Raw genomic sequence first — 22728 nt, forward strand, 5'->3', positions numbered from 1 at the left:
GGATACGGGTCTTTCGGCGGGCGGCGGCGGCCGGGGCCGCGCCTAGGTTCGGAGCTACGGATCTCGTCGTTCCGGAAGGATCCCTCCATGGCTGTGCGCAGGACTGGGCGTGCTCTCGCCGTCGCGGTGGCGGCGGGTCTCATCGGCCTTGCGGCGGTGGGGTGTTCGTCGGGCGGGGGCGGGTCGCCGGACGCGGCGGGGAAGGTCGCGGCGGCGCCCGCGGGGCAGGCGGGGACGCTGAGCGTGCTGCCGTCGCGGGCGGAGAGCACGAAGATCGTCGTCGGTGACGCGCGCGCCCCGCACACGGTGACGGTGTTCGCGGACCCCCGCTGCCCGTACTGCGCGAAGTTCGAGGCGAGCGGCGGCACGGTGCTCGCGGAGCGGGCCGCCAGGGGTGAGGTGAGGGTCGAGTACGTCGTCGCCTCCTTCCTCGACGGGCGGACCGGGGGCACGGCGTCGGCGCGGGCGGCGAACGCGCTGCGGGCGGCGGCGGACGCGGGCCCGGGGAAGTTCGCGGCGTTCCAGGCGGCGCTGTTCGCGGCGCAGCCGGCGGGCGAGCCGACGGACGCGTTCACCACCGATCACCTGCTGCGGATCGCGGACGGGGTGGAGGGGTTGCGCGGCGAGTCCTTCGACGCGGCGGTGCGGGGCGGGACGCACAAGGCGTGGGTGGCTGCGGCGGAGCGGGCGTTCCAGGAGTCGGGGGTGGGCGGTACGCCGTCGGTGCTGGTGGACGGGAAGGCGCTGGACGGCGGGGCCGGGCTGTACGACGCGGGGGACTTCGGGCGGATATTGGACGGCGCGCTGGGGTGACGGGGTCGTAGGGTCGGGGGCGTGAACCATGGACCCGTCGACATTCACGTACCCGGGGAACTCGCCGTCTCCCAGGCGAAGTACAACGGCGAGGCGGGGCGGGCGTTCATCGCCTCGCTGCCCGGTCTGGCCCGGGACTTCCTGGACCGGTGGGGGCTGCGGCTCGCCGGGGACTCGATGCACGGCGTGGCGTCGCTGGTGCTGCCGGTGGAGCGGACGGACGGCACGCCGGCGGCGCTGAAGCTCCAGCTCCTGGACGAGGAGAGCGAGGGCGAGCCGGTCGCGCTGCGCGCGTGGGGCGGTGACGGGGTGGTCCGGCTGCTCGAACACGATCCGGAGACCGGCGCGATGCTCCTCGAACGGGCCGATCACCGGCGGCACTTGTCGCGGCTCGGGGACGAGCGGGAGGCGGTGCGGATCCTGGCGGGGCTGCTGGCGCGGCTGTCCGACCGGCCCGCGCCGGCGGGGCTGCGGCGGCTCGGGGACGTCGCCGCGGGGATGCTCGCGGAGGTGCCCGGTGCGGCGGCGCGGCTGGACGACGAGGACGCGGCGCTGCTCGCGGACTGCGCGGCGGCCGTGCGGGAGGTGAGCGGGGAGCCCGGTGACCGGCTGCTGCACTGGGATCTGCACTACGACAACGTGCTGGGGGCCGAGCGGGAGCCGTGGCTGGTGATCGATCCGAAGCCGCTCGCCGGTGATCCCGGTTTCGAGCTGCTGCCGGCGCTGACGGACCTGTGGAATCCGGATCCGGCGGAGATCCGGTGGCGTTTCGACCTGCTGACCGAGCGGCTGGGCCTCGACCGGGAGCGGGCGCTGGCGTGGACGCTGGGGCGGGTGCTGCAGAACGGGCTGTGGGACGTGGAGGACGGCGAGCCGGGTCTGGACGGGGACCAGGTGGTCATCGCCCGGGCGCTGCTGGCACGCTGACCCCATGATCCGTACCGCCACCCCGGCCGATGTGCCGGTCATCCATGCCCTGGTCCGTGACCTCGCGGAGTACGAGAAGGCGCTCGACGAGGTCCGGGCGACCGAGGAGCAGCTCCACGAGGCGCTGTTCGGCGAGCGGCCCGCGGCCTTCGCGCACCTCGCGGAGGACGCGGCCGGCGAGCCGGTCGGCTTCGCGCTGTGGTTCCTCAACTTCTCGACGTGGCGCGGGGTGCACGGCATCTACCTGGAGGACCTGTACGTCCGTCCGGAGGCGCGGGGCGGCGGTCACGGCAAGGCGCTGCTGACCGAGCTGGCGCGGATCTGCGTGGAGCGCGGCTACGAGCGGCTGGAGTGGTCGGTGCTGAACTGGAACAGGCCGTCGATCGACTTCTACGAGTCGCTGGGCGCCCGTCCGCAGGACGAGTGGTCGGTGTACCGGCTGACGGACGGGGCCCTGGCGGCGCTGGGCGCCCCGGCGACGGTGTAGGAAGTCCTCATGTGCAACGACCACAGCGATCACGCAGACGACCTGGGCGTCGAGGCCCGTTTCCGGCGGATCACCGCATTCGTCGAGGCCCGGCTGACCCCGCTCTTCGACCCCGACAACGGCAGCGACCACGGTTTCGGCATGGACGACACCTCCCGGGCCCTGCGGGCGCTGCGCTACACGGTGCAGGCCGCTTCGCAGGTCTCCGGCCTGGTGGAGAAGCGGGAGACGGCGCCGGAGCTGCGCCAGGTGGTGGAGCAGGCGCTGGAGCACAACTGGGACGCGCTGCGCTCCATCGCCCGCATGTGGGAGGACCACGAGGACTTCCGCAAGGAGTTCAAGGCGCACTCCTGGGACGTGCTCGGCGTCTGAGCCGCCCTCGCTACGGGATCAGGACCACCTTGCCCATCGTGCCCCGGGTCTCCAGGGCGCGGTGGGCTTTCGCCGCTTCGGCGAGGGGGAAGCGGTGGACGGCGGGGCGGAGGGTGCCGTCGGCGGCGGCGGCGAGGGCGGCGAGTTCGAGGTTGCGGACGTCGCCGCCGGCCTTCTGGATCATGACGGGGCCGAGGACGGAGCCGGAGGTGATGCCGCGCGCGGTGAGTTCCTCCTCGGTGTAGGTGAGGGGTTCGCCGTCGTGGAGTCCTGTGCTGGACCAGCCGAAGACGAGGTGCTGTCCGCCCTTGCCGAGGAGGTCGACGGCGGCGCGTCCGGTGGCACCGCCGACGGAGTCGAAGACGACGGTGGCGGTGCGGTCGCCGAGGAAGGCGCGGACCTCGGCGGGCCAGTCGGGGCGGGTGTAGTCGACGGCGAGGTCGGCGCCGTTCTCGCGGACGCGGGCGGTCTTGGCGGGGCCGCCGGCGAGGCCGACGACGGTGGCGCCGGCGTTCTTGGCGTACTGGACGAGGAGGGTGCCGATGCCGCCGGCGGCGGCGGGCACGAGCGCGACCGAGTCCGGGCCGAGTGCGGTGAACTGGAGGATGCCGAGGGTGGTGCGGCCGGTGCCGATCATGGCGACGGCCTCGGCCTCGCCCAGGTGGTCGGGGAGTTCGTGGAGGCGGGCGGCGTCGGTGACGGCGCGTTCGGCGTAGCCTCCGGGGTTCATGCCGAGGTGGGCGACGACGCGCTTGCCGAGCCAGCCGGGGTCGGTGCCCTCGCCGAGGGCGTCGACGGTGCCGGCGACCTCGCGGCCGGGGACGGTGGGGAGTTCGGCGGGGACGGGGAAGGGGCCGGGCGCGCCCTCGCGGAGGGCGGTGTCGAGGAGGTGGACGCCGGCGGCGGTGACGGCGATCCGGACCTGGCCGGGGCCGGGCACGGGGTCGGGGACCTCTTCGTGGACGAGGTTCTCGGCGGGTCCGAAGGCGTGGAGGCGGATGGCGTGCATGGCGGTTTCCCCTGACGTCGTTCGCGGGCTGACGGCACAAGCCTCGTACCTCGAGCTTCCTTGAGGTCAAGGGCGGGTCGCGGTGGATTGTCGGTGGCGTGCGCCACGATGGGCGCATGAAGCGAAAGACCAGGGCGCCCCGCCGGGTGGAGCTGCGGCTGCCGCCCCTGGAGCCGTACGGGGGCGGGCTCGGGCCCGACGGTGACTATGACGGCCTGGAGCTGGCCGGGCTCGATCTGACGGGCGCCTCGGGGGAGGGCGCGCGGTTCCTGGACTGCGCGGTGCGGGAGTGCGTGCTGGACGAGGCGCGGCTGACGGGCGCCGGGTTCCTGGACTCGCGCCTGGAGGCGGTACGGGGCGTGGGGACCGACCTGGCGCGGGCTCGGCTGCGGGACGCGGAGGTGGTGGACGCGCGCTTCGGGGGGACGCAGCTGCACGGCTCCGCGTGGGAGCGGGTGCTGGTCCGGGGCGGCAAGTGGGACTATCCGAACCTGCGGGCGGCGACCCTGCGGGACGTGGTCTTCGAGGGCTGCGTCCTGGTGGAGCCGGACTTCGGCGGGGCGGTGCTGGAGCGGGTCTCGTTCGTGGACTGCGAGCTGACCGGGGTGGACGTCTCCGGGGCGAAGCTGGTCGACGTGGATCTGCGCGGGGTGCGCCGGCTGGAGATCGCGCGCGGGGTGGAGTCGCTGGCGGGCGCGGTGATCTCCTCGGCGCAGCTGCTGGACCTGGCGCCGGTGTTCGCGGCGCGGCTGGGGGTGCGGGTGGAGGACTGAGGCCGGCGGGGGGTGCGGGGGCTATCGCAGGCGGGGGAAGCGGGCCTGGAGGTCCCAGACGGCCGGGTTGTCGGCGAGGCCCTCGTGCATGTCGGTGAGGTCGGCGATCAGGTCGTGCAGGAAGTCGCGGGCCTCGCGGCGCAGCGCGGTGTGGGAGAAGGTGAGCGGCGGTTCCTCGCCGGGCATCCAGTCGGCCTCGACGTCGACCCAGCCGAAGCGGCGCTCGAAGAGCATCCGGTCCGAGGACTCGGTGAAGTCGAGCTCGGCGTACTGGGGGCGGGAGGCGCGGCTGCCCCGGGGGTCGCGGTCGAGCTGCTCGACGATGTCGCAGAGCGCCCACGCGAAGTCGAGGACGGGCACCCATCCCCAGGCTGTGGACACCTCCCGGTCCTCCTTGGTGTCCGCGAGGTAGACGTCCCCGCAGAAGAGGTCGTGCCGCAGCGCGTGCACGTCCGCCCGCCGGTAGTCGGTCTGCGGGGGGTCGGGGAAGCGCCGGGAGAGGGAGTAGCCGATGTCGAGCACGCACCGATGGTGTCACGGCCCCGGCGTCCTCGTACGCCACCGGTGCGGCGGACCGTCGCCGACCGGTGCGCCGGCCGTCGCCGTGCGCCACGGGCGGGTCGGGCCGTCCTCGTACGGCCCGCGCGTCAGGCGCGGTGGACCGCCCGGGCGACCCTCGGGCCCAGCCAGCGCTTGAGGCGGCGCAGGGCCTCCAGGCGGCCGGCGGCGCGGTCGATCCGGTAGTAGAGCTGCGGGGGGACGTACGGCAGCAGGGGGGAGTGGCGCTGGCCGAGGAGGGCGAACATCCGGTCCGGCTCCAGGCCCATGTAGCGGGGCAGGTTCTCGTACCACTGGGCGCTGAGGCGTGCCGCGCTCTGGGCGGAGACGAGTTCGCCGCGGCGCCGCCTGCCGTAGGAGGCGAGGGCCGCGTCGAGGGCGGCCGGGTCGGCGGGGCGGGTGCGGAGCGCGTCGGCGAGGGCGAGGGCGTCCTCCAGGGCGAGGGTGGTGCCGGCGCCGATCGAGTAGTGGGTGGTGTGGGCGGCGTCGCCGAGGAGGACGGTCCGGCCGCGGTGCCAGTTCCTGGTGGTGAGGGTGCGGAAGCGGAGCCACTGGGCGGGTTCGGCGCCCCGGTCACGGCCGATCAGCTCGTGTCCGTCGAGCAGGTCGTGGAAGAGCTTCTCCAGGAGCGCCAGGCAGTCGCCCTCGCCCATGGTGTCCAGGCCGAGGCCGGTCCAGGTGCCGGGCGCGCACTCGACGACGCAGGTGGAGCGCTCGCCGCTGAAGCCGTAGGCGTAGCACCAGATCCAGCCGTGCTCGGTCTCCTTGAACGCGAAGCTGAAGGAGTCGAAGACCTTGCTGGTGCCGAGCCAGATGTAGGGGTTGCGGCCGGTCGTGAAAGCGGTGCCGTGGTGCCCGGGGTGGGCCTCGCGCAGGACGCTGTGCACGCCGTCGGCGGCGACGACCAGATCGGCGTCGGCCAGCTCGGGCGCGTCCGGGCCGTCGATCGGGTGCTCGTACGCGACCTCGACGCCGAGTTCGGCGGCCCGGTCGGCGAGCAGGCCCAGCATGCGGCGGCGGCCGATGCCGAAGCCCGCGTCGCCGCGGTGCACGGTCCGCTCGTCGCGGACGATCGCGAGCCCGTCGGTCCAGGTGACCGAGGCGTCGGCGACCGCGGCGGCGGACTCCGGGTCGCCGGCCCGCAGCTTGTCGAGGAGCCCGGCCCAGTAGGTGACGCCCCAGCCGTAGGTGGAGCCGGCCGCGTTCCGCTCGTACACGGCGATCTCGTGCGACGGGTCCTGGCGCTTGAGCAGGATCGAGAGGTAGAGGCCGGCGGGCCCGCCACCGACGACGGCGATCTTCACACGTGCTCCCCGAAGGCGTGACGCTGTGCACTGGAACGACAGCGCACGGTAGCAGCCTCAGGGGAGCAGGCGCTGTTCCTTCGCGACCGCCACGGCGCCGGCCCGCGTGTCGACGCCGAGCTTGGCGTAGATGCGGCCCAGGTGGGTCTTGACGGTGGCCTCGCTGATGAAGAGGGCGCGGGCGATCTCCTTGTTCCCGAGGCCGTGCGCCAGCTGCCCGAGGATGTCCCGCTCCCGGTCGGTGAGGGACGGGCCCGCCGCACCCCGCATCCGGTCCATGACCCGGCTCGCGACCGGCGGGGAGAGGGCCGTGCGGCCCTGGGCGGCGGAGTGGATCGCCGCGAACAGCTCCTCCGGCCGCTCGGCCTTCAGGAGGTAGCCGGTGGCGCCCGCCTCGATGGCCCGGGTGATGTCGGCGTCGGTGTCGTAGGTGGTGAGGACGAGGACGTGGACGCCGGTCGGCGCGATCCTGCGGGTCGCCTCCACCCCGTCGATGCCGGGGCCCAGCTGGAGGTCCATCAGGACCACGTCCGGCTTCAGCTTCGCGGCCATCGCGACGGCCTCCTCGCCGCTGCCGGCCTCCCCGACGACCTCGATGTCGGGGGTGGAGCCGAGGAGGGCGAGCAGCCCGGCGCGGACGACGACGTGGTCGTCGCACAGGAGGATGCGTACGGTCACGGGCGGGCCTCCGCGGGGGGTGCCAGGGGGATGGCGGCGGAGAGCACCGTGCCCTCGCCGGGGGTCGACTCCACCGTAAGGGTGCCGCCCAGCTGCTGGGCGCGCACGCGCATGGCGGGCAGGCCGTGGCCGCGGACGCCCTCGTCGGCGCGGGGGGCGGCCGGGTCGAAGCCGCTGCCGTCGTCGGCGACGTCGAGGACGACCTGGTCGTCGAGGTAGGTGAGGGTGAGCGCGGCGGAGGTGGCGGCGGCGTGCTCGCGGATGTTGGCGAGCGCGCCCTGCGCGATCCGCAGCAGCGCCGACTGGGCGCGGTCCGGCAGCGGCACCGGCGTGCCGTCGACCCGGAAGGCGGCCGACTCGCGCGAGGCGAGCCCGCGCAGGGCCTGCTCCAGGCCGCCGCCCTCGGCGAGGTCGGCGGGGGCCAGGTCGTGGACGAAGCGGCGGGCCTCGGCGAGGTTCCGTTCGGCGATCGACTCGGCGGTCCGCACGTGCCGGCGGGCGGTGCCCGGATCGGTGTCCCAGGTGCGGTCGGCGGCCTGGAGCAGCATCTGCTGGCTCGACAGGCCCTGGGCGAGGGTGTCGTGGATCTCCATGGAGAGCCGCTGCCGCTCGGCGAGGGTGCCCTCGCGGCGCTCGATCGCGGCGAGTTCGCGGCGGGTGCGGATCAGGTCGTCGATGAGGGCCCGCTGCCGGGCCGCCTGCCGGTCGGCGTGGACGAAGACGCCGGTGGCGATCGCGGCGACGGCCGGCGGGGCGACGATCAGGTTGGGGTCCCAGCCGCCGTGCGAGAGCTGCACCTGCGCGAAGACGACGAAGGCGGTGAGGAGGGCGACGAGGACGATCGCGGCCCTCGCCGGCAGGGTGCGCAGGCCGGTGTAGAAGAGCGGGACCGCGCACCAGGCGAAGCTGGGCGCGAGGACGACGAGCAGCACCCACACGGCGACGACCGTGCACAGCCAGGCGATCCGGCGCGGGGTGGCGCGGGTGCCGAGGACCGGGCCGAGCAGGTAGAGGGCGGCGAGCGCGCCGCTGAGGGCGATGATCCAGGGGCTGCGGTCCTCCCACTCGTGGCGCAGCAGGAACCGCGCGAGGGAGGCGCCGAGCAGCAGGAAGAACGCCACGTGCATGACGCGCGCGAGCCAGCCGGCGTCCGGGTCGTGGGCCCGGCCGCGCGGGTCGGGGCCGTACGCCGCGTCGGGGCCGTAGGCCGTACCGGAGTCGTACGGGGCGCCGGAGCCGTACGCGACCTCCGCGGGCTCCTGGGGCTCCCGGGGCTCCCGGGGCTGCGGGCTGTGCGGCGCGTGCCGCGCGTGCCGGCCGGTCCGGTCCACCGTCTCGCCTCCTTCGCGGTCCCTCCACCCGGGCGCCGGTCCGGTGCGACCGTGCTGACCTGGGTCTACGTATCCATGCTGACCCGCGGGGACCACACCGGCATCAGCCGATCGGCTGACCCGGGCATCGTCCGGTGCGCGCCGGGAGGGCAGCCGGACCGTGGACCGTACGGTGCCGGACACGGACCCAGGATGGAGGCAGAGCGAAGGAGACACCCTCCCGGAGGCCGCCCGACCGGCCCCGTCGAGGACTCCTCACCGCCCTCGTCGACGCCCTCCTCCACCGGACCGGTCAGGTCCGCCACGACCTCCTCGGGAGCCCACCATGAAGAAGAAGCTCGTTCTCGGTGCCACCGCCGCCGCCCTCCTGACCGCCGGCACCTTCGGCGCCGTCTCGGCGAACGCGACCGCCCCGGCCGCCGCCCCCGCCGCCGTCGCCAAGGCCGACGCCGACCGTGGCAACCTGCGCCAGACCACCCACCTCACCATCGACGCCGCCACCGACGCCGCCGAGGCCGTCCTGGAGGCCGCCGAGAAGGAGAACCAGCGCGTCTCCGTGGCCGTGGTCGACCGCAACGGCAACACCATCGTCACCCTGCGCGGCGACGGCGCCGGCCCGCAGTCCTACGAGTCGGCGGTCCGCAAGGCGTTCACGGCCGTCTCCTGGAACGCCCCGACCTCCGAGCTCGCCAAGCGCCTGGAGCAGGCCCCGAACCTGAAGGACATCCCCGGCACCCTCTTCCTCGGCGGCGGCGCCCCCGTCACCGCCAACGGCGGCCCGATCGCCGGCATCGGCGTGGCCGGCGCCCCCTCCGGCGACCTGGACGAGAAGTTCGCCCGCGCCGGTGTCGCCGAGCTCGCGAAGTAACCCCCGCGGGGTGTTCCCCCGGGAACCCACAGGCCGGTGAAGGCGCCCGGCTGAACCCACAGACCGGTGAAGGCGCCCGGCTCCCCCCGGCGGGCGCCTTCACCGTCACCTTCTGTCCGGCTTGTCTAGGATCCTTATGTGACGTATGCGAAGCGCGTGAAGCGCGGGACGTACCTGACCGAGGCGATCGAGGCGGGCCGGACCGGACGGTCCCCCGGGGCCGCCGCCGTCACGGTGGCGGCCCTCGCCGCGCTCGCCCTCCTCGCCGGCGGCTGCACCCCGGCGGCCGGAGGGGTGCGGGGCACGCCCGGCGCGTCCGGGGTCCAGGACCCGTACTTCCCCCGGCTCGGCAACGGCGGCTACGACGTCACCCACTACGCCCTCGACCTCGCCTTCGACCCGGCCGCCGGCCGCCTCGACGGCACCGCGCGGATCACCGCCCGCGCCACCCAGGACCTCTCCGCGTTCAACCTCGACCTCGCCGGCCTCACCGTGGCGGAGGCGACCGTCGACGGCGCGCCCGCCTCCGCCAACAGGGCCGGCGACGAGCTGACCCTCCGCCCCCGCGACGAACTGCGCCGGGGCGACGAGTTCACCGTCACCGTCGGCTACTCCGGGGTGCCCGAGCCGCTCACCGACCCCGACGGCTCGACCGAGGGCTGGATGAACACCACCGACGGGGCCGTCGCGGTCGGCGAACCGGCCGGCTCCATGACCTGGTTCCCCGGCAACCACCACCCCTCCGACAAGGCGTCCTACGAGATCGCGCTGACCGCCCCCACCCGCCTGTCCGCCCTCTCCAACGGCGTCAAGGTCTCCGCCGACCCCGTCTCCGGCGACCGCACCCGCACGGTCTGGCGCCAGACCGAACCGATGGCGAGCTACCTCGCCACCGTGATGATCGGCCGGTACGAGACCACCACCGGCACCGCGCTCGGCGACATCTCCGTCGTCACCGCCGTCGACCCCTCGCTCTCCGCCGCCACCGCCGCGCTCCGCGCCGAACTGCCCGCGCTCCTCGCCGACCAGCGGGAACGCTACGGCCCGTACCCCTTCGGCGCGGCCGGCGCCGTCGTCACCGCCGACGGCCTCCTCGGCTACGCCCTGGAGACCCAGACCCGGCCCGTCTTCCCGGCCTCCTCCTTCGACCGGCCGACCCTCGTCCACGAACTGGCCCACCAGTGGTTCGGGAACTCCGTCACCCCCGAGAGCTGGCAGGACATCTGGCTGAACGAGGGCTTCGCCACCTACGCCGAGTGGCTGTACGCGGAGGACCACGACGGCGTCCCGGCCCGGAGCAGCTTCGAGGACGCCTTCGCCCAGGACGCCAACTGGGCCTTCCCGCCCGCCGATCCGCCCGCCGCCGAGAACCTCTTCGGCCCGCCCGTCTACCAGCGCGGCGCGATGGTCCTGCACAAGGTGCGGGAGACGGTCGGCGACAAGGTCTTCGACGAGATCCTCCAGGGCTGGCCCACCAAGTACCGCCACGCGAACGCGTCGACGGAGGACTTCACGGCGTACGTGGAGAGCGTGGCGGGGGAGGGCCTGAAGGAGGAGCTCGCCGGACTGTGGAAGGTCTGGCTGTACGGCGACGGGAAGCCGGCCGAGCCGTAGCGGTGGGCGGGCCGGTACGGCCAAGTGCCTCGTAAGGCCGAGCGCCTCGTACGGCTGCCGAATTCTCCGTAATGTCTCGTACAACCATGCGATGTTCTCGCGAGTCTGACGGCATGACACTTTCGTGCCGGATCTTCCGGATCTTCTCGTGGGGGTTCACCTTGCAGTCGCGCACCACACGCTTCGCCACCGCCCTCGCGGTCACCCTCGCGGTGGTCACGGGAGCCGGGGCAGCCGCCCCGGCCGCCTTCGCCGCCACTCAGGTCACCACCGTGGCCGACGCGGAGCAGGCGGCCGCCCTGAGGATCGACCGGGTCGAGATCCCCGCGGCCGTGAACCTCGACCAGGTCCTCGAGGGTGAGGTGGACATGGGATGGGTTCTGTCGACCCGCGACGCCTCACTGAAGATCACGATCACGCACGTGGCCACGGGCAAGACGCTGTCCAGGAACGCGGGGACCCGTGACTCCGGCCTACGCTTCTCCCTCCGCTGGTTCGGCGAGATCACCGGGGGCCTGGACGGGCCGAACGGCGAGTACGTCGTGGAGGCCGTGGCGAGGCTCCTCGACGGCACCGGCGAGCCGGTCACCGCGAAGAGCCGGATCAAGGTGACCCGCGACGCCAACCCGCACGACTACACGGACAACGGCGCCACCGACGTCCTCGCGAGGGACGCCTCCGGCGTGCTGTGGCGCGTCGAGATGGACAACCGGCCCGACGAGTGGTGGTACGGGGCCGCCGGACACACCAAGGCCCTTGGACGCTCCAGGATCGGCGGCGGCTGGAACGCGTACAAGCACATCGAGGCCGTCGGGAACATCGCGGGCGGCAAGAACCCCGACCTGCTCGCGGTCGACGCCCACGGCGTGCTCTGGCAGTACCTCGGCAGGGGCGACGGCACGTTCACGACCCGCATCCGGGTCGGCGGCGGCTGGGGGGTCTACAGCAGGATCACCGGCGGTTCGGACCTCGACCGCGACGGCCGTCCGGACCTCGTCGCGGCGGACACCCGGGGCGTGCTGTGGTTCTACAAGGGCACGGGTTCCGCCTCCGCCCCCTTCGCGGGCCGTGTGCGCATCGGTGGCGGCTGGGGCATCTACAACCACATCGTCGCCGTGGGGAACGTCTCAGGGACGGCCGACGGCGACCTGGTCGCCCGCGACACGAGGGGCGCCCTGTGGCTGTACCGGGGCACGGGGCGCGGCACCTTCTCCGCCCCCCAGCGGGTCGGTGGCAGCTGGGGCCGCTACCGCCAGATCATCGGCGCCGGCGACCTCGACAACGACGGGCACGGGGACATGATCGGGTACGGACCGGGCGTGACCGTCTTCAACTCGCACCCCGCCCACGACTCGCGCGATGACATTCCCCTCTTCAGCAACTCGCCCACGGAGCTGTTCGTCGGCGAGGAATCCAAGTTCACCGACCTGTCCTGACAGACGGTGGCGTGGGGCGGCGGCGCCGTCAGGTGAGGCTCTTGCGCATCACCACGCACGGGCGGCCGTGGTCCAGGTCAGGGCGGCGGGCGATCTCCTCGTAGCCCTGGGAGGTCCAGAAGGCCAGCGCCTCGGGGTTGTTCTCCAGGACCGCGAGGCGCAGGCCCGTGCGGCCCTCGATGCGGAAATGGTTCTCGACGTACGCCGCGAGGCAGCGGCCGTGGCCCGCGCGGTGTTCCTCGGCGTGGACCAGGAGCAGGCCGAGCCAGGGGTCCGGGTCGGCCTGGTCGGGGTGGTGGGCGAGGGTGACGGCCACGGCGACGAGCCGCCCCTCGGAGCGGGCGAGCAGCACCTCGGCGCCCGGCTGGGCCAGTTCGTCGGCGAGGGCGGTGGCGACCTGCTCGGGCCGGATGTCGTCCGGGTCCGGGAAATCGCCGCTGAGCTGCTGGAACGCCCGGTTCGACGCGTACAGCGCGGTGAGTTCGGTGAGCAGCGGCCCGGGCAGCGCGGCGCCGTCCTCCAGGGCCCTGGGCGCGAGGGTCTCGACGATCACGCGGCAAGGGTAGAGCCCCGGCGGTCGGGAGACCGGCCGGGGCTCGGGGGATCACCTGGGGAGCGTCAGAGGTTCACGCCGAAGTCGCGGGCGATGCCCTCCAGGCCGGAGGCGTAGCCCTGGCCGACCGCGCGGAACTTCCACTCGGCGCCGTTGCGGTACAGCTCGCCGAAGACCATGGCGGTCTCGACGGCGGCGTCCTCGGAGAGGTCGTAGCGGGCGATCTCGGCGCCACCGGCCTGGTTCACGATGCGGATGTACGCGTTGCGGACCTGGCCGAAGTTCTGCGAGCGGGAGACCGCGTCGTAGATGGAGACCGGGAAGACGATCTTGTCGACGGTGGCCGGGAGGCCCGCCAGGTTGACGTTGATCTGCTCGTCGTCGCCGCCGCCCTCGCCGGTGCGGTTGTCACCCGTGTGGACGATGGTCTGGTCCGGGGTCGACTTGTTGTTGAAGAAGACGAAGTGGGCGTCCGAGGCGACCTTGCCGGCGGCGTCCACGCCGATCGCGGAGGCGTCCAGGTCGAAGTCGGTGCCGGTCGTCGTGCGGACGTCCCAGCCCAGGCCCACGGTGACGGCCGTCAGACCCGGCGCCTCCTTGGTGAGGGAGACGTTGCCGCCCTTGGAGAGGCTCACTGCCATGGGAAGTCCCTTTCATCGTGGTTCACACGCTGTCTTCGCCCGGAGAAACGCCGCAGACCGCCCGTCGGTTCCCGGAGGCGTGAAAACAGGATGACGGTCGGGGCCCGCCGCGGCGAACATGGACACATGTCAGGTCCGTATCAGATCCGCGGCTCCGTCTCGCTTCCCGAGGCCGAGCTCCAGTGGCGTTTCTCGCGCTCCTCGGGTCCCGGCGGCCAGCACGTCAACACCTCCGACTCGCGCGTCGAGCTGCTCTTCGACCTCGCCGCGACCGAGGCGCTGCCCAAGGTGTGGAAGTCCCGCGCCCTGGAACGGCTCGCCTCCCGGCTGGTGGACGGCGTGCTGACCGTACGGGCCTCGGAGCACCGCTCCCAGTGGCGCAACCGCGAGACGGCCGCCGTCCGCCTCGCCGCGCTGCTCGCCGAGGCGACGGCCCCGCCGCCGAAGCCCCGCAGGGCCACCCGCATCCCGCGCGGCATCAACGAGCGCCGGCTGCGGGAGAAGAAGCAGCGCGCCGAGACCAAGCGCGGCCGACAGGGCCGCGACTGGGGCTGACCGGGGGTCCGGGGCCCGCTCCCCGGGCGGGCTGCGGCGGGCACTACTCCGCGCGGGGCGTGGCGGGATCCGGGCGGCCTTCGGGGGCTGCCGGGGCCGTCAGCCCAGGCGGCGGTAGCGGCCGCGGAAGTACGCGAGGGGCTCCCCGTCCTGCGAGGGCGGGCCGACCGACAGGACGCGGCCGATCACCAGGGTGTGGTCGCCCGCCACCACCCGGCTCTCCGTGCGGCACTCCAGGGTGGTGAGCGCCCCGCCGAGCAGTGGTGCCCCGCTCACCTCGCCCCGCGTGTACGGCAGGTCGGCGAAGAGGAGGCGGTCCGAGACGCGGCCCTTCATCGCGAAGCGGCCGGCGACGTGCCGCTGGCTCTCGGCGAGCACGGACACCGCCCAGACCGGGACCTCGTCCAGCAGGTCGTCCATCCGGGAGCCGTTGCGCAGGCTGACCAGGACCAGCGGCGGGTCCAGCGAGACGGAGAGGAAGGCGGTGGCGGTCATGCCGACGTCCTCGCCGCGCGGGCCGTCGTCGGGGTCGTGCGCGGTCACCAGGACCACACCGGCCGCGAGGCGGGACATGGCCGCCCGGAACTCGTCGTCACTCACCCCCTCAGCATGAGGGATGGCGAGGTCGGTGACGGGCGGCGAGGGCGGGGTCTTCTGCAGCACACCGGAACGCTAGCCCCGGCCCCGACAGGGCCGCATCGGGCCCTGGGACCAGCCCGGCGCCCGGCCCGGGTCCTAGGACCCACACCCCGACCGCACCGCCCCCGGCCCGTACCCCCGCCCCGTACCGAGGCCGCAGGGTGCGCGTCGGTCATTCGCGACCCGCCGGATCTCGCCATGAAATGCTGTGACTTGAGTCACACAGGGCACTATTTGCTGACCCTGTGTACCGGCTGCGCAGCTCGCTGTGATTCAGTGGCAAAGACAGTACGCACGAAGCCGATGAGAACCCTGGAGTTGCTGTCGAGGTCTCGGGGAGAGCGAGCGATGGAGACCGAGTCGGAGCCTTACGTCCGTCTCTCGACCCTGCGGCAGCTGCATCAGGTCGTGGCGGACCTCAACACCGCCCGCAGCCTCGCGGACACCCTTCAGACCGTCGCCGACGGCGTCGTGGCCGGCCTCAACTACCAGCTGGCCTGCGTGAACCTGGTCCGACCCGACGGTGATCTCGTCGTCGCCGCCTTCGCCGGGGACCCCGCGGCCGAAGCCCTCATCACCGGCCGCGTCGGCTCCCGCGACGCCTGGGAGCGCCGGCTCACCATGGGTGTCCCCTGGGGCGCCCTGCGCTTCATCCCGCACACCGAGGGCTGGGTCCTGATGGACGACGACGTGCCCCAGTGGCACACCGACGGCCCCGCCCCCCGCTTCGAGGACGAGTGGCACCCCCACGACCGCCTCTACGCCCCCATGTACTCCCCCGGAGCCCGCCCCGCTCACCCGGGGGGACCCCCGGGCGCCGGCCGTGAACTCCTCGGCGTCATATCCGTCGACCGCCCGCGCAACGGCCGGCACCCGGGACCCTGGGGGCAGGAAGCCCTCCAGATGTACGCCTCCCAGTCGGCCATCGCGATCAGCAACGCCCGGCTCCGCTCCAACATGCAGCGCGCCCTGGTCCGCCTGGAGCGCGAGCAGCAGGCCCTCCGCGCCAGTGAGGAATCCTTCCGGCAGGCCTTCGAGTACGCCCCCTCCGGCATGGCCATCGCCGAACTCGGCGGCGACCAGCACGGCCGGCTGCTCCGCACCAACGACGCCCTCTGCCGGCTCCTCGGCCGCCCCGCCTCCGCGATGCGCCGCTACTCCTTCGCCGACCTCGTCCACCCCGAGGACATCGGCACCCTGCTCCGCACCTCCGCCGAGGGCGGCCGCGCCGAGCTGCGGCTCGGACGGCGCGACGGCACCTACGTCTGGGTGTCGCTGCGGAACTCGGTGGTCGCCGACACCGCCGACGGACCCCGCTTCCTCCTCACCCACGTCGAGGACATCGAGGAGCGGAAGCGGCACGAGCTCCAGCTCGCCCACCGCGCCTCCCACGACGCCCTCACCGGGCTGCCCAACAGCGCCGAGCTGCGCTCCCGGCTCTCCGCCCGGCTCTGCGAGCGCCCCGCGCACACCGGCTCCTTCCAGGGGCCCGGCCACGACGCGGGCTTCGGCCACGGCCCGGACCCGCTGCCCGTCGCGTACGAGGGCGGCTACGGGTACGACCACGAGCACGAGCACGGCTTCGGATTCGAGCCGGCCGGCGGCGGGGCGTACGACCACCACGTGCACACGGTCGCGCCGACCGGCGGCGACGTCGACGACGGCACCAAGGGGCTCGCCGTCCTCTTCTGCGACCTCGACGGCTTCAAGTCGATCAACGACCGTTTCGGGCACCACACCGGCGACGCCGTCCTCATCGAGGTGGCCCGGCGGCTCACGACGGGCGTCAGGGACGGTGACACCGTCGCCCGTCTGGGCGGTGACGAGTTCGTCGTCCTCGCCGACGGACTCGGTGCCGCCGACGCCGCCGACCTCGCCGTCCGGCTGCGGAACGCGATCATCCCGCCCATCCGGGTGGACGGCCGCGCGGTCCGTGTCGGGGCCAGTTTCGGCATCGGCTGGGCCGAATGCGGGATGACCGTGGAAGAGGTCCTGAACTCCGCCGACCAGCGGATGTACGTGGAGAAGCGGTCCCGCGCCAAGGTGCAGCGCCGGGCGGGCTGACCCTTCCCGGCACGGCCGGTTCATTCGTTCGGGGTAGGCTCGCCGGGTCGGCGACGGCTGGCGATCATGGAGAGGATGACCCGGATGGCTGCCGGTAACGACGGCGCGAACAAGCCCGAGGACGACGATCCGTTCGGCTACCTGTACGCGGACGGACAGGCGGCGGCCGGTCGCGCCCCGCAGGGCGGCGGCTACGGCTACCCAGGTCCCGCCCCCTCCCAGCCCGGCGTGCCCCGAACCTCGTACAACCAGGTCAGGACGGTCGGCGAGCGCCAGTACGGGCAGCAGCCCGCGCAGCCCTACGTGCCGCCGCAGCATCAGCAGCAGGCGCCGTACGGCCAGCCGCATCCGCAGTACGCGGCGCCGGAGACGTACCCCGGGAACGAGCGGACCCGCCAGGCCCCGATGCCGCCCCAGCGCGGCCGCGGCCCGAACACCAAGGGCCTGCTGATCGGCGCGGTCGCGGTCGTCGCGGTCGTCGTCGCCGGCATCACGGCGGCGATCATCGGCAACCAGGGCGAGAAGAAGGGGACCGACGCCGGCGGCAACACCGCCACCACGGCCCCGGCCCCGCCCAGCGAGGAGCCCACCGGCTCCGCCGACCCCACCGACGAGCCGACCGAGGCCCCCCTCCCCAAGCAGGACGCGGCCACCCTCACGCTGGGCGGCAGCGCCACCCTCGCCAAGGACGTCAAGGGCGCCGAGGGCGCCGACGGCGCCTACGTGGCGGGCTTCAACGCCCAGGGTTCGTCGGTCACCTGGAAGGCGAACATGCCCGAGGGCGGCAGCTACTCGCTCACGGTCCGGTACGCGATCCCCGCGGCCGACGCCAACGCCACGCTGACGATCAACGGCAAGGCGAACCCGTCGCCGCTCGGCCTGAAGAACTTCATCCACTCCACGGACACCAACCTGGAGAAGAACTGGCAGACCACCTGGGCGCCGGTCGAACTCCAGAAGGGCGACAACGAGATCAAGATCTCGTGCGAGGCCGGCAACCAGTGCGACGCGCTCCTCGACTGGGTCGAGGTCACCCCGCCGAAGAAGGGCTAGCCGGCCCCGGGCGCTCCTAGGCGCTCTCCTCCGTGACGCGGACCTGCGGAAGCAGGTCCGCGTGGCGTTTTTCGTCGTACTCGCCGGGGGCCGGGGAGGACGCCGCCAGGACGGCCGCCTGGGTCAGGCGGTCGGGCCAGGGGGTGTCGTCGACCAGGCCGGCGAGGAGGGCGGCGGCCACCGGGGCGCCGGCGGCCGTCGGGTCGGCGGGGGCCGGGTGCGTCGCGCGCCAGAGGCCGTCCGGGGTGGCGGCGAGCAGGCCGCCCGGGCCCAGCGAGGTGACGACCGCGTGGGCGCCGCGGCGGCGCGCGTCCTGGGTGGCGCGGCGCGGTTCGCGGGAGCCGGTGAGGCCGGCGAGTTCGTCGGCGTCGGGCTTCACCAGGTCGGGGCGGGCGGCGATGCCGCGGCGCAGCGGTTCGCCGCCGGTGTCGAGGAGGACCGGCACGCCGGCCGCGCGGGCCGTACGGACCAGCTCCGCGTACGCGCCGACGTGGACGCCCGGCGGGAGACTGCCGCAGAGCGCGACGGCCGCGGCCCCGTCGAGGAGGTCCGCGTACCGCTCGCGGAAGGCGGTCCACTCGGCGGAGGTGACGGCGGCGCCGGTCTCGTCGAACCGGGTGGTGCCCCCGGCGCGGGTGTCGACCACGGCGAGCGTGCGGCGGGTGGCCGCCTCGGTGGCGACGAACGCGTCGGTCAGCCGGGGGACGGGGGCGAGCAGGGCGCGGACCCTGTCGCCGGTCGGTCCGCCGGCGAAGCCGGTGACGACGGTCTCGTGGCCGAGGGCGGCGAGCACCCGGGCCACGTCGACGCCTCTGCCGCCGGGCCGCTCGGCGCCGTGGCCGACGCGGTGGCTGGTGTGCGGGACGAGGGCGGGGACCTCGTGGGTGAGGCCGAGCGCCGTGTTGAGGGTGACCGTGAGGATCACCTGTCCACCCCCGTACTTCCGGTAAGACCTGTGGAGACAGGCGCGATCATGCCAAAGGAACGGCGATCGGCCCAGCCCTCGGCCCGATCGCCGTCCCCTTTCGGCCTGATCAGGCGGTCTGCGGTACCCGGACGGGGATGCCCTGGGGGGCGACGATCCACTCGCCCTTGCGCATGACGCCCTTCACGTCGAAGTCGGCGTCGAGGACGACCATGTCGGCGTCCTTGCCGGGCTCCAGGGAGCCGACCCGGTCGTAGACGCCGAGGAGGCGGGCCGGGTTGGCGGAGATGGCCTGGACGACGGACTCGACGGGGAGGCCGTCGACGGTGGCGGCGCGCTTGAAGGCGCGGTCCAGGGTGAGGGTGGAGCCGGCGATGGAGCCGCCTTCGACGAGGCGGGCCACGCTGTCCTTCACCTCGACCTCCAGCGGGCCGAGCATGTAGCGCCCGTCGCCGAAGCCGGCCGCGTCCATGGCGTCGGTGATGAAGGCGACGCGCTCGGGGCCGGCGTGGTGGAAGGCGAGCTCCAGGGCGGCCGGGTGGAGGTGGGTGCCGTCGTTGATGAGCTCGACGGTGATCCGCTCGTCCTCCAGGAGCGCGGCGATCGGGCCGGGCGCGCGGTGGCCGAGGGCGGGCATCGCGTTGTACAGGTGGGTGGCGACGGTGGCGCCGGCGTCGATGGCCTCGACGGTCTGCTCGTAGCTGGCGTCGGTGTGGCCGATGGCGGCGATGACGCCGTGCTCGGCGAGGAGGCGTACGGAGTCGAGGCCGCCGGGCAGCTCGGTGGCGAGGGTGACCATCTTGGCCCGGCCGCGGGCGGCGTCGATCAGCTTGAGGACCTCGGCCGGGTGCGGGTCGCGCAGCAGGGTCTCGTCGTGGGCGCCCTTGCGGCACGGGGAGATGAACGGGCCCTCGAAGTGGAGGCCGGCGATCTCGCCCTGCTCGGCGAGCTCGGAGAGCAGCCCGGCCCGGGCGGTGAGGAAGTCCATGTCGCCGGTGACGAAGGAGGCGACGACGGTGGTGGTGCCGTGCAGCCGGTGGGTGTGGACGCCCTTGAGGACGTCCTCGACGGTGCCGGAGGTGAAGGAGGCGCCGCCGCCGCCGTGGTTGTGCATGTCGACGAAGCCGGGCACGAGCCAGTGGCCGGTGAGGTCCAGGACGGGGGCGTCCTCCGGGGCGGAGCCCGCGATCCGGCCGCCGTCGACGATCACGCGTCCGTTCTCGACGATCCCGGTGGGCAGCACGACGCGTGCGCCGGCGAGAACCTTGTGATCGGACATCAGGCGGAAACCTCCGGGTCGGTGGTGCGCTGGTCGGCGAGCAGGTCCCAGGCGAGGAGGCCCGCGCCCAGGCATCCGGCGGTGTCCCCGAGGGCCGCCGGGACGATGGCGGGCAGCTTCTGGAAGGTCACGCGTGCCTCCACCGCGGCCCGAAGGGGTGTGAACAAGGTTTCCCCGGCCTCGGCGAGACCGCCACCGATGACGAGGGTGCGCGGGTCCAGCAGGGTGAGGGCGGTGACCAGGCCGTCGGCGAGGGCGTCCACCGCGTCCTGCCAGACCTGCAGGGCTACGGGGTCGCCGGACTCGACCGCCTTGGCGCAGTCGGCGGCGTCCGCCTCGGGGTCGCCGGACGCCTCGGCCCAGGCGAGGGAGACGGCGGAGGCGGAGGCGTACCGCTCCAGGCAGCCGCGCTGGCCGCAGGCGCAGTCGGTGCCGCCGGGGCGGACGACGATGTGGCCGATCTCGCCGGCGTAGCCGTGGGCGCCGGCCTCGATGCGGTCGCCGATGCCGATGGCGCCGGCGATGCCGGTGCCGAGGGGCACGAAGAGGAAGCGGTCGGCGCCGTGGCCCGCGCCGATGCGGCCCTCGGCGAGGCCGCCGGTGCGGACGTCGTGGCCGAGGGCGACGGGGACGCCGTCGAGCCGGGCGCTGAGGAGGGCGCGCAGGGGGACGTCGCGCCAGCCGAGGTTGGCGGCGTAGACGGCGATGCCGTTCTCGGCGTCGACGATGCCGGGGACGGCGACCCCGGCGGCAGCGGCGGGCTCGCCGTACCGCTCCTGGCCGAGGGCGCGGAGCTCTTCGGCGAAGCCGAGGATGGTCTCCACCACGGCGTCGGGGCCGCGTCGGCGCCCGGTGGCGCGGCGGGCCTCGTGGAGCAGGGTGCCGTCCGCCCCGACGAGGGCGGCCTTCATGCCGGTGCCGCCCACATCCAGGGCGATGACGTGTCTCACGGAGAACAGTCTCGCCCGCGACCACCCAAAAGGTCTAGTCCACTGCCGAGGATTGTTGCGCTCGGATACAAATTCGGGCCCCAGGGTGTGGGGGGTTTGTGGCGAAGGTCCCCCCGGAGTTGCGGAAGTGATACCGGACTGGTGTAGACCTCTTGTTCGGGTATCGGAGAGACTTTCGGCCCTCACCCCGATGTACATGCAGCTCACTGCTGCTCAACGACGAGCAAAAGGTGGATGAAGCCGTGGAGCGGCGACGATTCCTTGGACTGACCGCGGCCGCCGCCGCACTGGGACTGACCGCCACGGTCGCGGGCTGCGGCACCCTCGGCGGTGACGGCGGGGACGTGACCCTGCGCCTGGTCGCCGCCGACTACGACCTCACCGGCGGCAACACCACCAATAAGTACTGGGACGACCTCGTCGCCGCCTTCCAGGCCGGCCACCCGGGGATCAAGGTCCAGGTCCAGGTCGAGTCCTGGGACGACGTCGACCGCAAGGTCGCCGAGATGGTGAAGGCCGGCCAGGCCCCCGACGTCGCCCAGATCGGCGCCTACGCCGACTACGCCGCCGCCGGGCAGCTCTACTCCGCCGACGAACTCCTCACCATCCCGGTGCAGGCCAACTTCGTCCCGGCGCTCGCCGAGGCCGGCGAGAACGGCCGCACCCAGTACGGGCTGCCGTTCGTCGCCTCCACCCGCCCCCTCTTCTACAACGCCGAGCTCTTCGAGAAGGCCGGCATCGAGGCGCCCACCACCTGGGACGAGCTCGCCGAGGCCGCGAGGAAGCTCAAGGACGAGGGCGTCCGCACCCCCTTCGCGCTCCCCCTCGGCCCGGAGGAGGCCCAGGCCGAGTCCCTGATGTGGCTGCTGGCCGGCGAGGGCGGCTGGACCGACGAGTCCGACCGGTACGCCATCGACTCCGAGGCCAACACCAGGACCTTCACCTGGCTGAAGGACAAGCTCGTCGCCCCCGGCCTCACCGGCCCCATCGCCCCCGGCAAGCTCAACCGCAAGGCCGCCTTCGCCGCCTTCGCGCGCGGCGAGGTCGGCATGCTCAACGGCCACCCCTCGCTCGTCCAGGAGGCCGCCAAGCAGGGCGTCAAGGTCGGCCAGGCCCCGCTGCCCGGCGTCGACGGCCCGGCCAAGGCCACCATGGGCGTCGCCGACTGGATCATGGGCTTCAAGCAGAACGGCCACCGCAAGGAGATCGGCACCTTCCTCGACTTCGTCTTCAGCGACGAGAACGTGCTGAAGTTCGCCGGCGACAACGACCTGCTGCCCGTCACCGTCAGCGCCTCCGCCCGCATGGAGACCGGGAGCGAGCACGCGGGGCTGCGCGAGTTCCTGAAGGCGCTGCCCACCGCCCAGCTCCCGCCCGTCGGCAAGACCTCCTGGGCCAAGGTCAGCGAGACCATCAAGCAGGAGATCGGCAAGGCCGTCACGCCCGCCGGCCGCCCCGACGACGTCCTCACCTCCATCGCCCGCACCGCGACGACGGCGGAGGCGGCCGAGTAATAGGTTGACCGTATGAGCGAAGAGACGGCGGACGGCGGCGGTCCGGGCCACGATGCCGGTCCGGGCGACGACGGCGGCCTCCGCGGGGAGGACGCCGGTCCGGGCCACGACAGCAGCCTCGGCGCAGAGGGCGACGGTCCCGCCGGAGGCGGTGGCCTCGGCGAGCGGGAGCGGGCCGTGCTCGCCGTCGAGCGCCGCTCCTGGCCCGGCCCCGGCGCCAAGGAGCGGGCCGTCCGCGAGGGCCTCGGCCTCTCGCCGACCCGCTACTACCAGCTCCTCAACGCCCTCCTCGACGACCCGCGCGCCCTCGCCCACGACCCCGTCACGGTCAACCGGCTGCGCCGGGTCCGCGAGGAGAAGCGGCGGAGGCGGTGAACCCGGCGGA

At 73.7% G+C, this 22728-nt stretch carries 24 protein-coding genes; 13 read left to right on the forward strand and 11 right to left on the reverse strand.

The genetic code is table 11. The features are described from left to right. The first annotated feature begins 87 nt into the window (after positions 1 to 87). The 4 genes from ACFYT9_RS31980 to ACFYT9_RS31995 are packed head-to-tail and all read left to right on the forward strand — an operon-like array spanning position 88 to position 2599. Positions 88 to 813, forward strand: coding sequence for a DsbA family protein (locus ACFYT9_RS31980; protein ID WP_389169250.1), 726 nt, complete (start codon positions 88 to 90; stop codon positions 811 to 813). 42 nt (positions 814 to 855) lie between these two features. Continuing rightward, the gene (locus ACFYT9_RS31985; protein ID WP_389169322.1) at positions 856 to 1740 is read left to right on the forward strand and encodes an aminoglycoside phosphotransferase family protein; all 885 of its coding nucleotides are present in this window, start codon (positions 856 to 858) and stop codon (positions 1738 to 1740) included. Between the two features lie 4 nt (positions 1741 to 1744). Beyond that, on the forward strand, positions 1745 to 2227 hold the full coding sequence (locus tag ACFYT9_RS31990; protein WP_376599655.1) for a GNAT family N-acetyltransferase: 483 nt from the start codon (positions 1745 to 1747) through the stop codon (positions 2225 to 2227). Between the two features lie 9 nt (positions 2228 to 2236). Then, entirely contained in the window at positions 2237 to 2599 is a 363-nt protein-coding gene (locus ACFYT9_RS31995) for a hypothetical protein (protein ID WP_376599657.1), read from the forward strand. 10 nt (positions 2600 to 2609) lie between these two features. Here the strand turns inward: ACFYT9_RS31995 and ACFYT9_RS32000 are convergent, their stop codons facing one another. Next, positions 2610 to 3608, reverse strand: coding sequence for a zinc-binding dehydrogenase (locus tag ACFYT9_RS32000; RefSeq protein WP_387272467.1), 999 nt, complete (start codon positions 3606 to 3608; stop codon positions 2610 to 2612). Between the two features lie 116 nt (positions 3609 to 3724). On the opposite strand from ACFYT9_RS32000, the gene ACFYT9_RS32005 reads away from it, so the two are divergent. Next, on the forward strand, positions 3725 to 4381 hold the full coding sequence (locus ACFYT9_RS32005; protein ID WP_389169252.1) for a pentapeptide repeat-containing protein: 657 nt from the start codon (positions 3725 to 3727) through the stop codon (positions 4379 to 4381). Between the two features lie 21 nt (positions 4382 to 4402). On the opposite strand, the gene ACFYT9_RS32010 is transcribed toward ACFYT9_RS32005, so the two are convergent. The 4 genes from ACFYT9_RS32010 to ACFYT9_RS32025 form a co-directional block, all read right to left on the reverse strand. Continuing rightward, positions 4403 to 4903, reverse strand: coding sequence for a hypothetical protein (locus tag ACFYT9_RS32010; RefSeq protein ID WP_376599663.1), 501 nt, complete (start codon positions 4901 to 4903; stop codon positions 4403 to 4405). Between the two features lie 125 nt (positions 4904 to 5028). Next, positions 5029 to 6243, reverse strand: coding sequence for an FAD-dependent monooxygenase (locus tag ACFYT9_RS32015; protein ID WP_376599665.1), 1215 nt, complete (start codon positions 6241 to 6243; stop codon positions 5029 to 5031). A gap of 57 nt (positions 6244 to 6300) precedes the next feature. Then, a complete protein-coding gene (locus ACFYT9_RS32020) occupies positions 6301 to 6921 on the reverse strand; it encodes a response regulator transcription factor (RefSeq protein ID WP_150230132.1) in 621 nt (206 codons plus the stop codon). Then, positions 6918 to 8048: a sensor histidine kinase gene (locus ACFYT9_RS32025; RefSeq protein ID WP_376599671.1), complete on the reverse strand. Its 1131-nt coding sequence runs from the start codon at positions 8046 to 8048 to the stop codon at positions 6918 to 6920. Before ACFYT9_RS32025 ends, ACFYT9_RS32020 begins: the two co-directional genes overlap by 4 nt. A gap of 529 nt (positions 8049 to 8577) precedes the next feature. On the opposite strand from ACFYT9_RS32025, the gene ACFYT9_RS32030 reads away from it, so the two are divergent. The 3 genes from ACFYT9_RS32030 to ACFYT9_RS32040 all read left to right on the forward strand — a co-directional run bounded on the left by ACFYT9_RS32030 (position 8578) and on the right by ACFYT9_RS32040 (position 12170). Further along, a complete protein-coding gene (locus ACFYT9_RS32030; RefSeq protein WP_389169254.1) occupies positions 8578 to 9120 on the forward strand; it encodes a heme-binding protein in 543 nt (180 codons plus the stop codon). Positions 9121 to 9306: 186 nt separating this feature from the next. Next, positions 9307 to 10734: a M1 family metallopeptidase gene (locus ACFYT9_RS32035; protein ID WP_389169324.1), complete on the forward strand. Its 1428-nt coding sequence runs from the start codon at positions 9307 to 9309 to the stop codon at positions 10732 to 10734. A gap of 113 nt (positions 10735 to 10847) precedes the next feature. Next, positions 10848 to 12170 (forward strand): FG-GAP repeat domain-containing protein, encoded by a 1323-nt coding sequence (locus tag ACFYT9_RS32040; RefSeq protein WP_389169256.1) that lies wholly within the window; start codon positions 10848 to 10850, stop codon positions 12168 to 12170. A gap of 28 nt (positions 12171 to 12198) precedes the next feature. On the opposite strand, the gene ACFYT9_RS32045 is transcribed toward ACFYT9_RS32040, so the two are convergent. Then, positions 12199 to 12723 carry a GNAT family N-acetyltransferase gene (locus ACFYT9_RS32045; RefSeq protein ID WP_389169258.1) on the reverse strand — a complete coding sequence of 175 codons (525 nt, stop codon included), beginning with the start codon at positions 12721 to 12723 and terminating at the stop codon, positions 12199 to 12201. 65 nt (positions 12724 to 12788) lie between these two features. After that, a complete protein-coding gene (locus tag ACFYT9_RS32050; RefSeq protein ID WP_043226150.1) occupies positions 12789 to 13364 on the reverse strand; it encodes a TerD family protein in 576 nt (191 codons plus the stop codon). Between the two features lie 126 nt (positions 13365 to 13490). On the opposite strand from ACFYT9_RS32050, the gene arfB reads away from it, so the two are divergent. Next, positions 13491 to 13919, forward strand: coding sequence for an alternative ribosome rescue aminoacyl-tRNA hydrolase ArfB (gene arfB / locus ACFYT9_RS32055; protein ID WP_389169260.1), 429 nt, complete (start codon positions 13491 to 13493; stop codon positions 13917 to 13919). Positions 13920 to 14018: 99 nt separating this feature from the next. Here arfB and ACFYT9_RS32060 read toward each other — a convergent pair whose 3' ends face one another. Beyond that, entirely contained in the window at positions 14019 to 14582 is a 564-nt protein-coding gene (locus ACFYT9_RS32060) for a flavin reductase family protein (protein ID WP_389169262.1), read from the reverse strand. 324 nt (positions 14583 to 14906) lie between these two features. On the opposite strand from ACFYT9_RS32060, the gene cdgB reads away from it, so the two are divergent. Then, a complete protein-coding gene (gene cdgB / locus ACFYT9_RS32065) occupies positions 14907 to 16622 on the forward strand; it encodes a diguanylate cyclase CdgB (RefSeq protein ID WP_389169264.1) in 1716 nt (571 codons plus the stop codon). A gap of 84 nt (positions 16623 to 16706) precedes the next feature. Beyond that, complete coding sequence (locus ACFYT9_RS32070; RefSeq protein WP_389169265.1) at positions 16707 to 17675, forward strand: CBM35 domain-containing protein; 969 nt, start codon at positions 16707 to 16709, stop codon at positions 17673 to 17675. A gap of 16 nt (positions 17676 to 17691) precedes the next feature. Here ACFYT9_RS32070 and ACFYT9_RS32075 read toward each other — a convergent pair whose 3' ends face one another. The 3 genes from ACFYT9_RS32075 to ACFYT9_RS32085 form a co-directional block, all read right to left on the reverse strand. Then, positions 17692 to 18600: a 1-phosphofructokinase family hexose kinase gene (locus ACFYT9_RS32075; RefSeq protein WP_389169267.1), complete on the reverse strand. Its 909-nt coding sequence runs from the start codon at positions 18598 to 18600 to the stop codon at positions 17692 to 17694. Positions 18601 to 18709: 109 nt separating this feature from the next. After that, positions 18710 to 19879, reverse strand: a complete 1170-nt coding sequence (gene nagA / locus ACFYT9_RS32080) for an N-acetylglucosamine-6-phosphate deacetylase (RefSeq protein ID WP_376603059.1) — start codon at positions 19877 to 19879, stop codon at positions 18710 to 18712. Continuing rightward, positions 19879 to 20829 carry an ROK family protein gene (locus ACFYT9_RS32085; protein ID WP_389169269.1) on the reverse strand — a complete coding sequence of 317 codons (951 nt, stop codon included), beginning with the start codon at positions 20827 to 20829 and terminating at the stop codon, positions 19879 to 19881. Before ACFYT9_RS32085 ends, nagA begins: the two co-directional genes overlap by 1 nt. A gap of 230 nt (positions 20830 to 21059) precedes the next feature. On the opposite strand from ACFYT9_RS32085, the gene ACFYT9_RS32090 reads away from it, so the two are divergent. Together ACFYT9_RS32090 and ACFYT9_RS32095 are read left to right on the forward strand one after the other, a co-directional pair. Further along, positions 21060 to 22343, forward strand: a complete 1284-nt coding sequence (locus tag ACFYT9_RS32090) for an extracellular solute-binding protein (protein ID WP_389169271.1) — start codon at positions 21060 to 21062, stop codon at positions 22341 to 22343. A gap of 12 nt (positions 22344 to 22355) precedes the next feature. Beyond that, positions 22356 to 22718 (forward strand): DUF3263 domain-containing protein, encoded by a 363-nt coding sequence (locus ACFYT9_RS32095; RefSeq protein WP_389169273.1) that lies wholly within the window; start codon positions 22356 to 22358, stop codon positions 22716 to 22718. Positions 22719 to 22728 lie beyond the last annotated feature (10 nt).

Source organism: Streptomyces sp. NPDC004435, from assembly GCF_042873895.1.
In the GTDB taxonomy this organism is placed as follows: domain Bacteria; phylum Actinomycetota; class Actinomycetes; order Streptomycetales; family Streptomycetaceae; genus Streptomyces.

What these genes read in the sequence shown, in the direction of transcription:
- ACFYT9_RS31980 (WP_389169250.1), top strand. Translation starts at nt 88, where the DNA reads ATGGCTGTGCGCAGGACTGGGCGTGCTCTCGCCGTCGCGGTGGCGGCG.
- ACFYT9_RS31990 (WP_376599655.1), top strand. Translation starts at nt 1,745, where the DNA reads ATGATCCGTACCGCCACCCCGGCCGATGTGCCGGTCATCCATGCCCTG.
- ACFYT9_RS31995 (WP_376599657.1), top strand. Translation starts at nt 2,237, where the DNA reads ATGTGCAACGACCACAGCGATCACGCAGACGACCTGGGCGTCGAGGCC.
- ACFYT9_RS32000 (WP_387272467.1), bottom strand. Translation starts at nt 3,608, where the DNA reads ATGCACGCCATCCGCCTCCACGCCTTCGGACCCGCCGAGAACCTCGTC.
- ACFYT9_RS32005 (WP_389169252.1), top strand. Translation starts at nt 3,725, where the DNA reads ATGAAGCGAAAGACCAGGGCGCCCCGCCGGGTGGAGCTGCGGCTGCCG.
- ACFYT9_RS32025 (WP_376599671.1), bottom strand. Translation starts at nt 8,048, where the DNA reads ATGCACGTGGCGTTCTTCCTGCTGCTCGGCGCCTCCCTCGCGCGGTTC.
- ACFYT9_RS32030 (WP_389169254.1), top strand. Translation starts at nt 8,578, where the DNA reads ATGAAGAAGAAGCTCGTTCTCGGTGCCACCGCCGCCGCCCTCCTGACC.
- ACFYT9_RS32040 (WP_389169256.1), top strand. Translation starts at nt 10,848, where the DNA reads ATGACACTTTCGTGCCGGATCTTCCGGATCTTCTCGTGGGGGTTCACC.
- ACFYT9_RS32050 (WP_043226150.1), bottom strand. Translation starts at nt 13,364, where the DNA reads ATGGCAGTGAGCCTCTCCAAGGGCGGCAACGTCTCCCTCACCAAGGAG.
- arfB (WP_389169260.1), top strand. Translation starts at nt 13,491, where the DNA reads ATGTCAGGTCCGTATCAGATCCGCGGCTCCGTCTCGCTTCCCGAGGCC.
- cdgB (WP_389169264.1), top strand. Translation starts at nt 14,907, where the DNA reads ATGGAGACCGAGTCGGAGCCTTACGTCCGTCTCTCGACCCTGCGGCAG.
- ACFYT9_RS32070 (WP_389169265.1), top strand. Translation starts at nt 16,707, where the DNA reads ATGGCTGCCGGTAACGACGGCGCGAACAAGCCCGAGGACGACGATCCG.
- nagA (WP_376603059.1), bottom strand. Translation starts at nt 19,879, where the DNA reads ATGTCCGATCACAAGGTTCTCGCCGGCGCACGCGTCGTGCTGCCCACC.
- ACFYT9_RS32095 (WP_389169273.1), top strand. Translation starts at nt 22,356, where the DNA reads ATGAGCGAAGAGACGGCGGACGGCGGCGGTCCGGGCCACGATGCCGGT.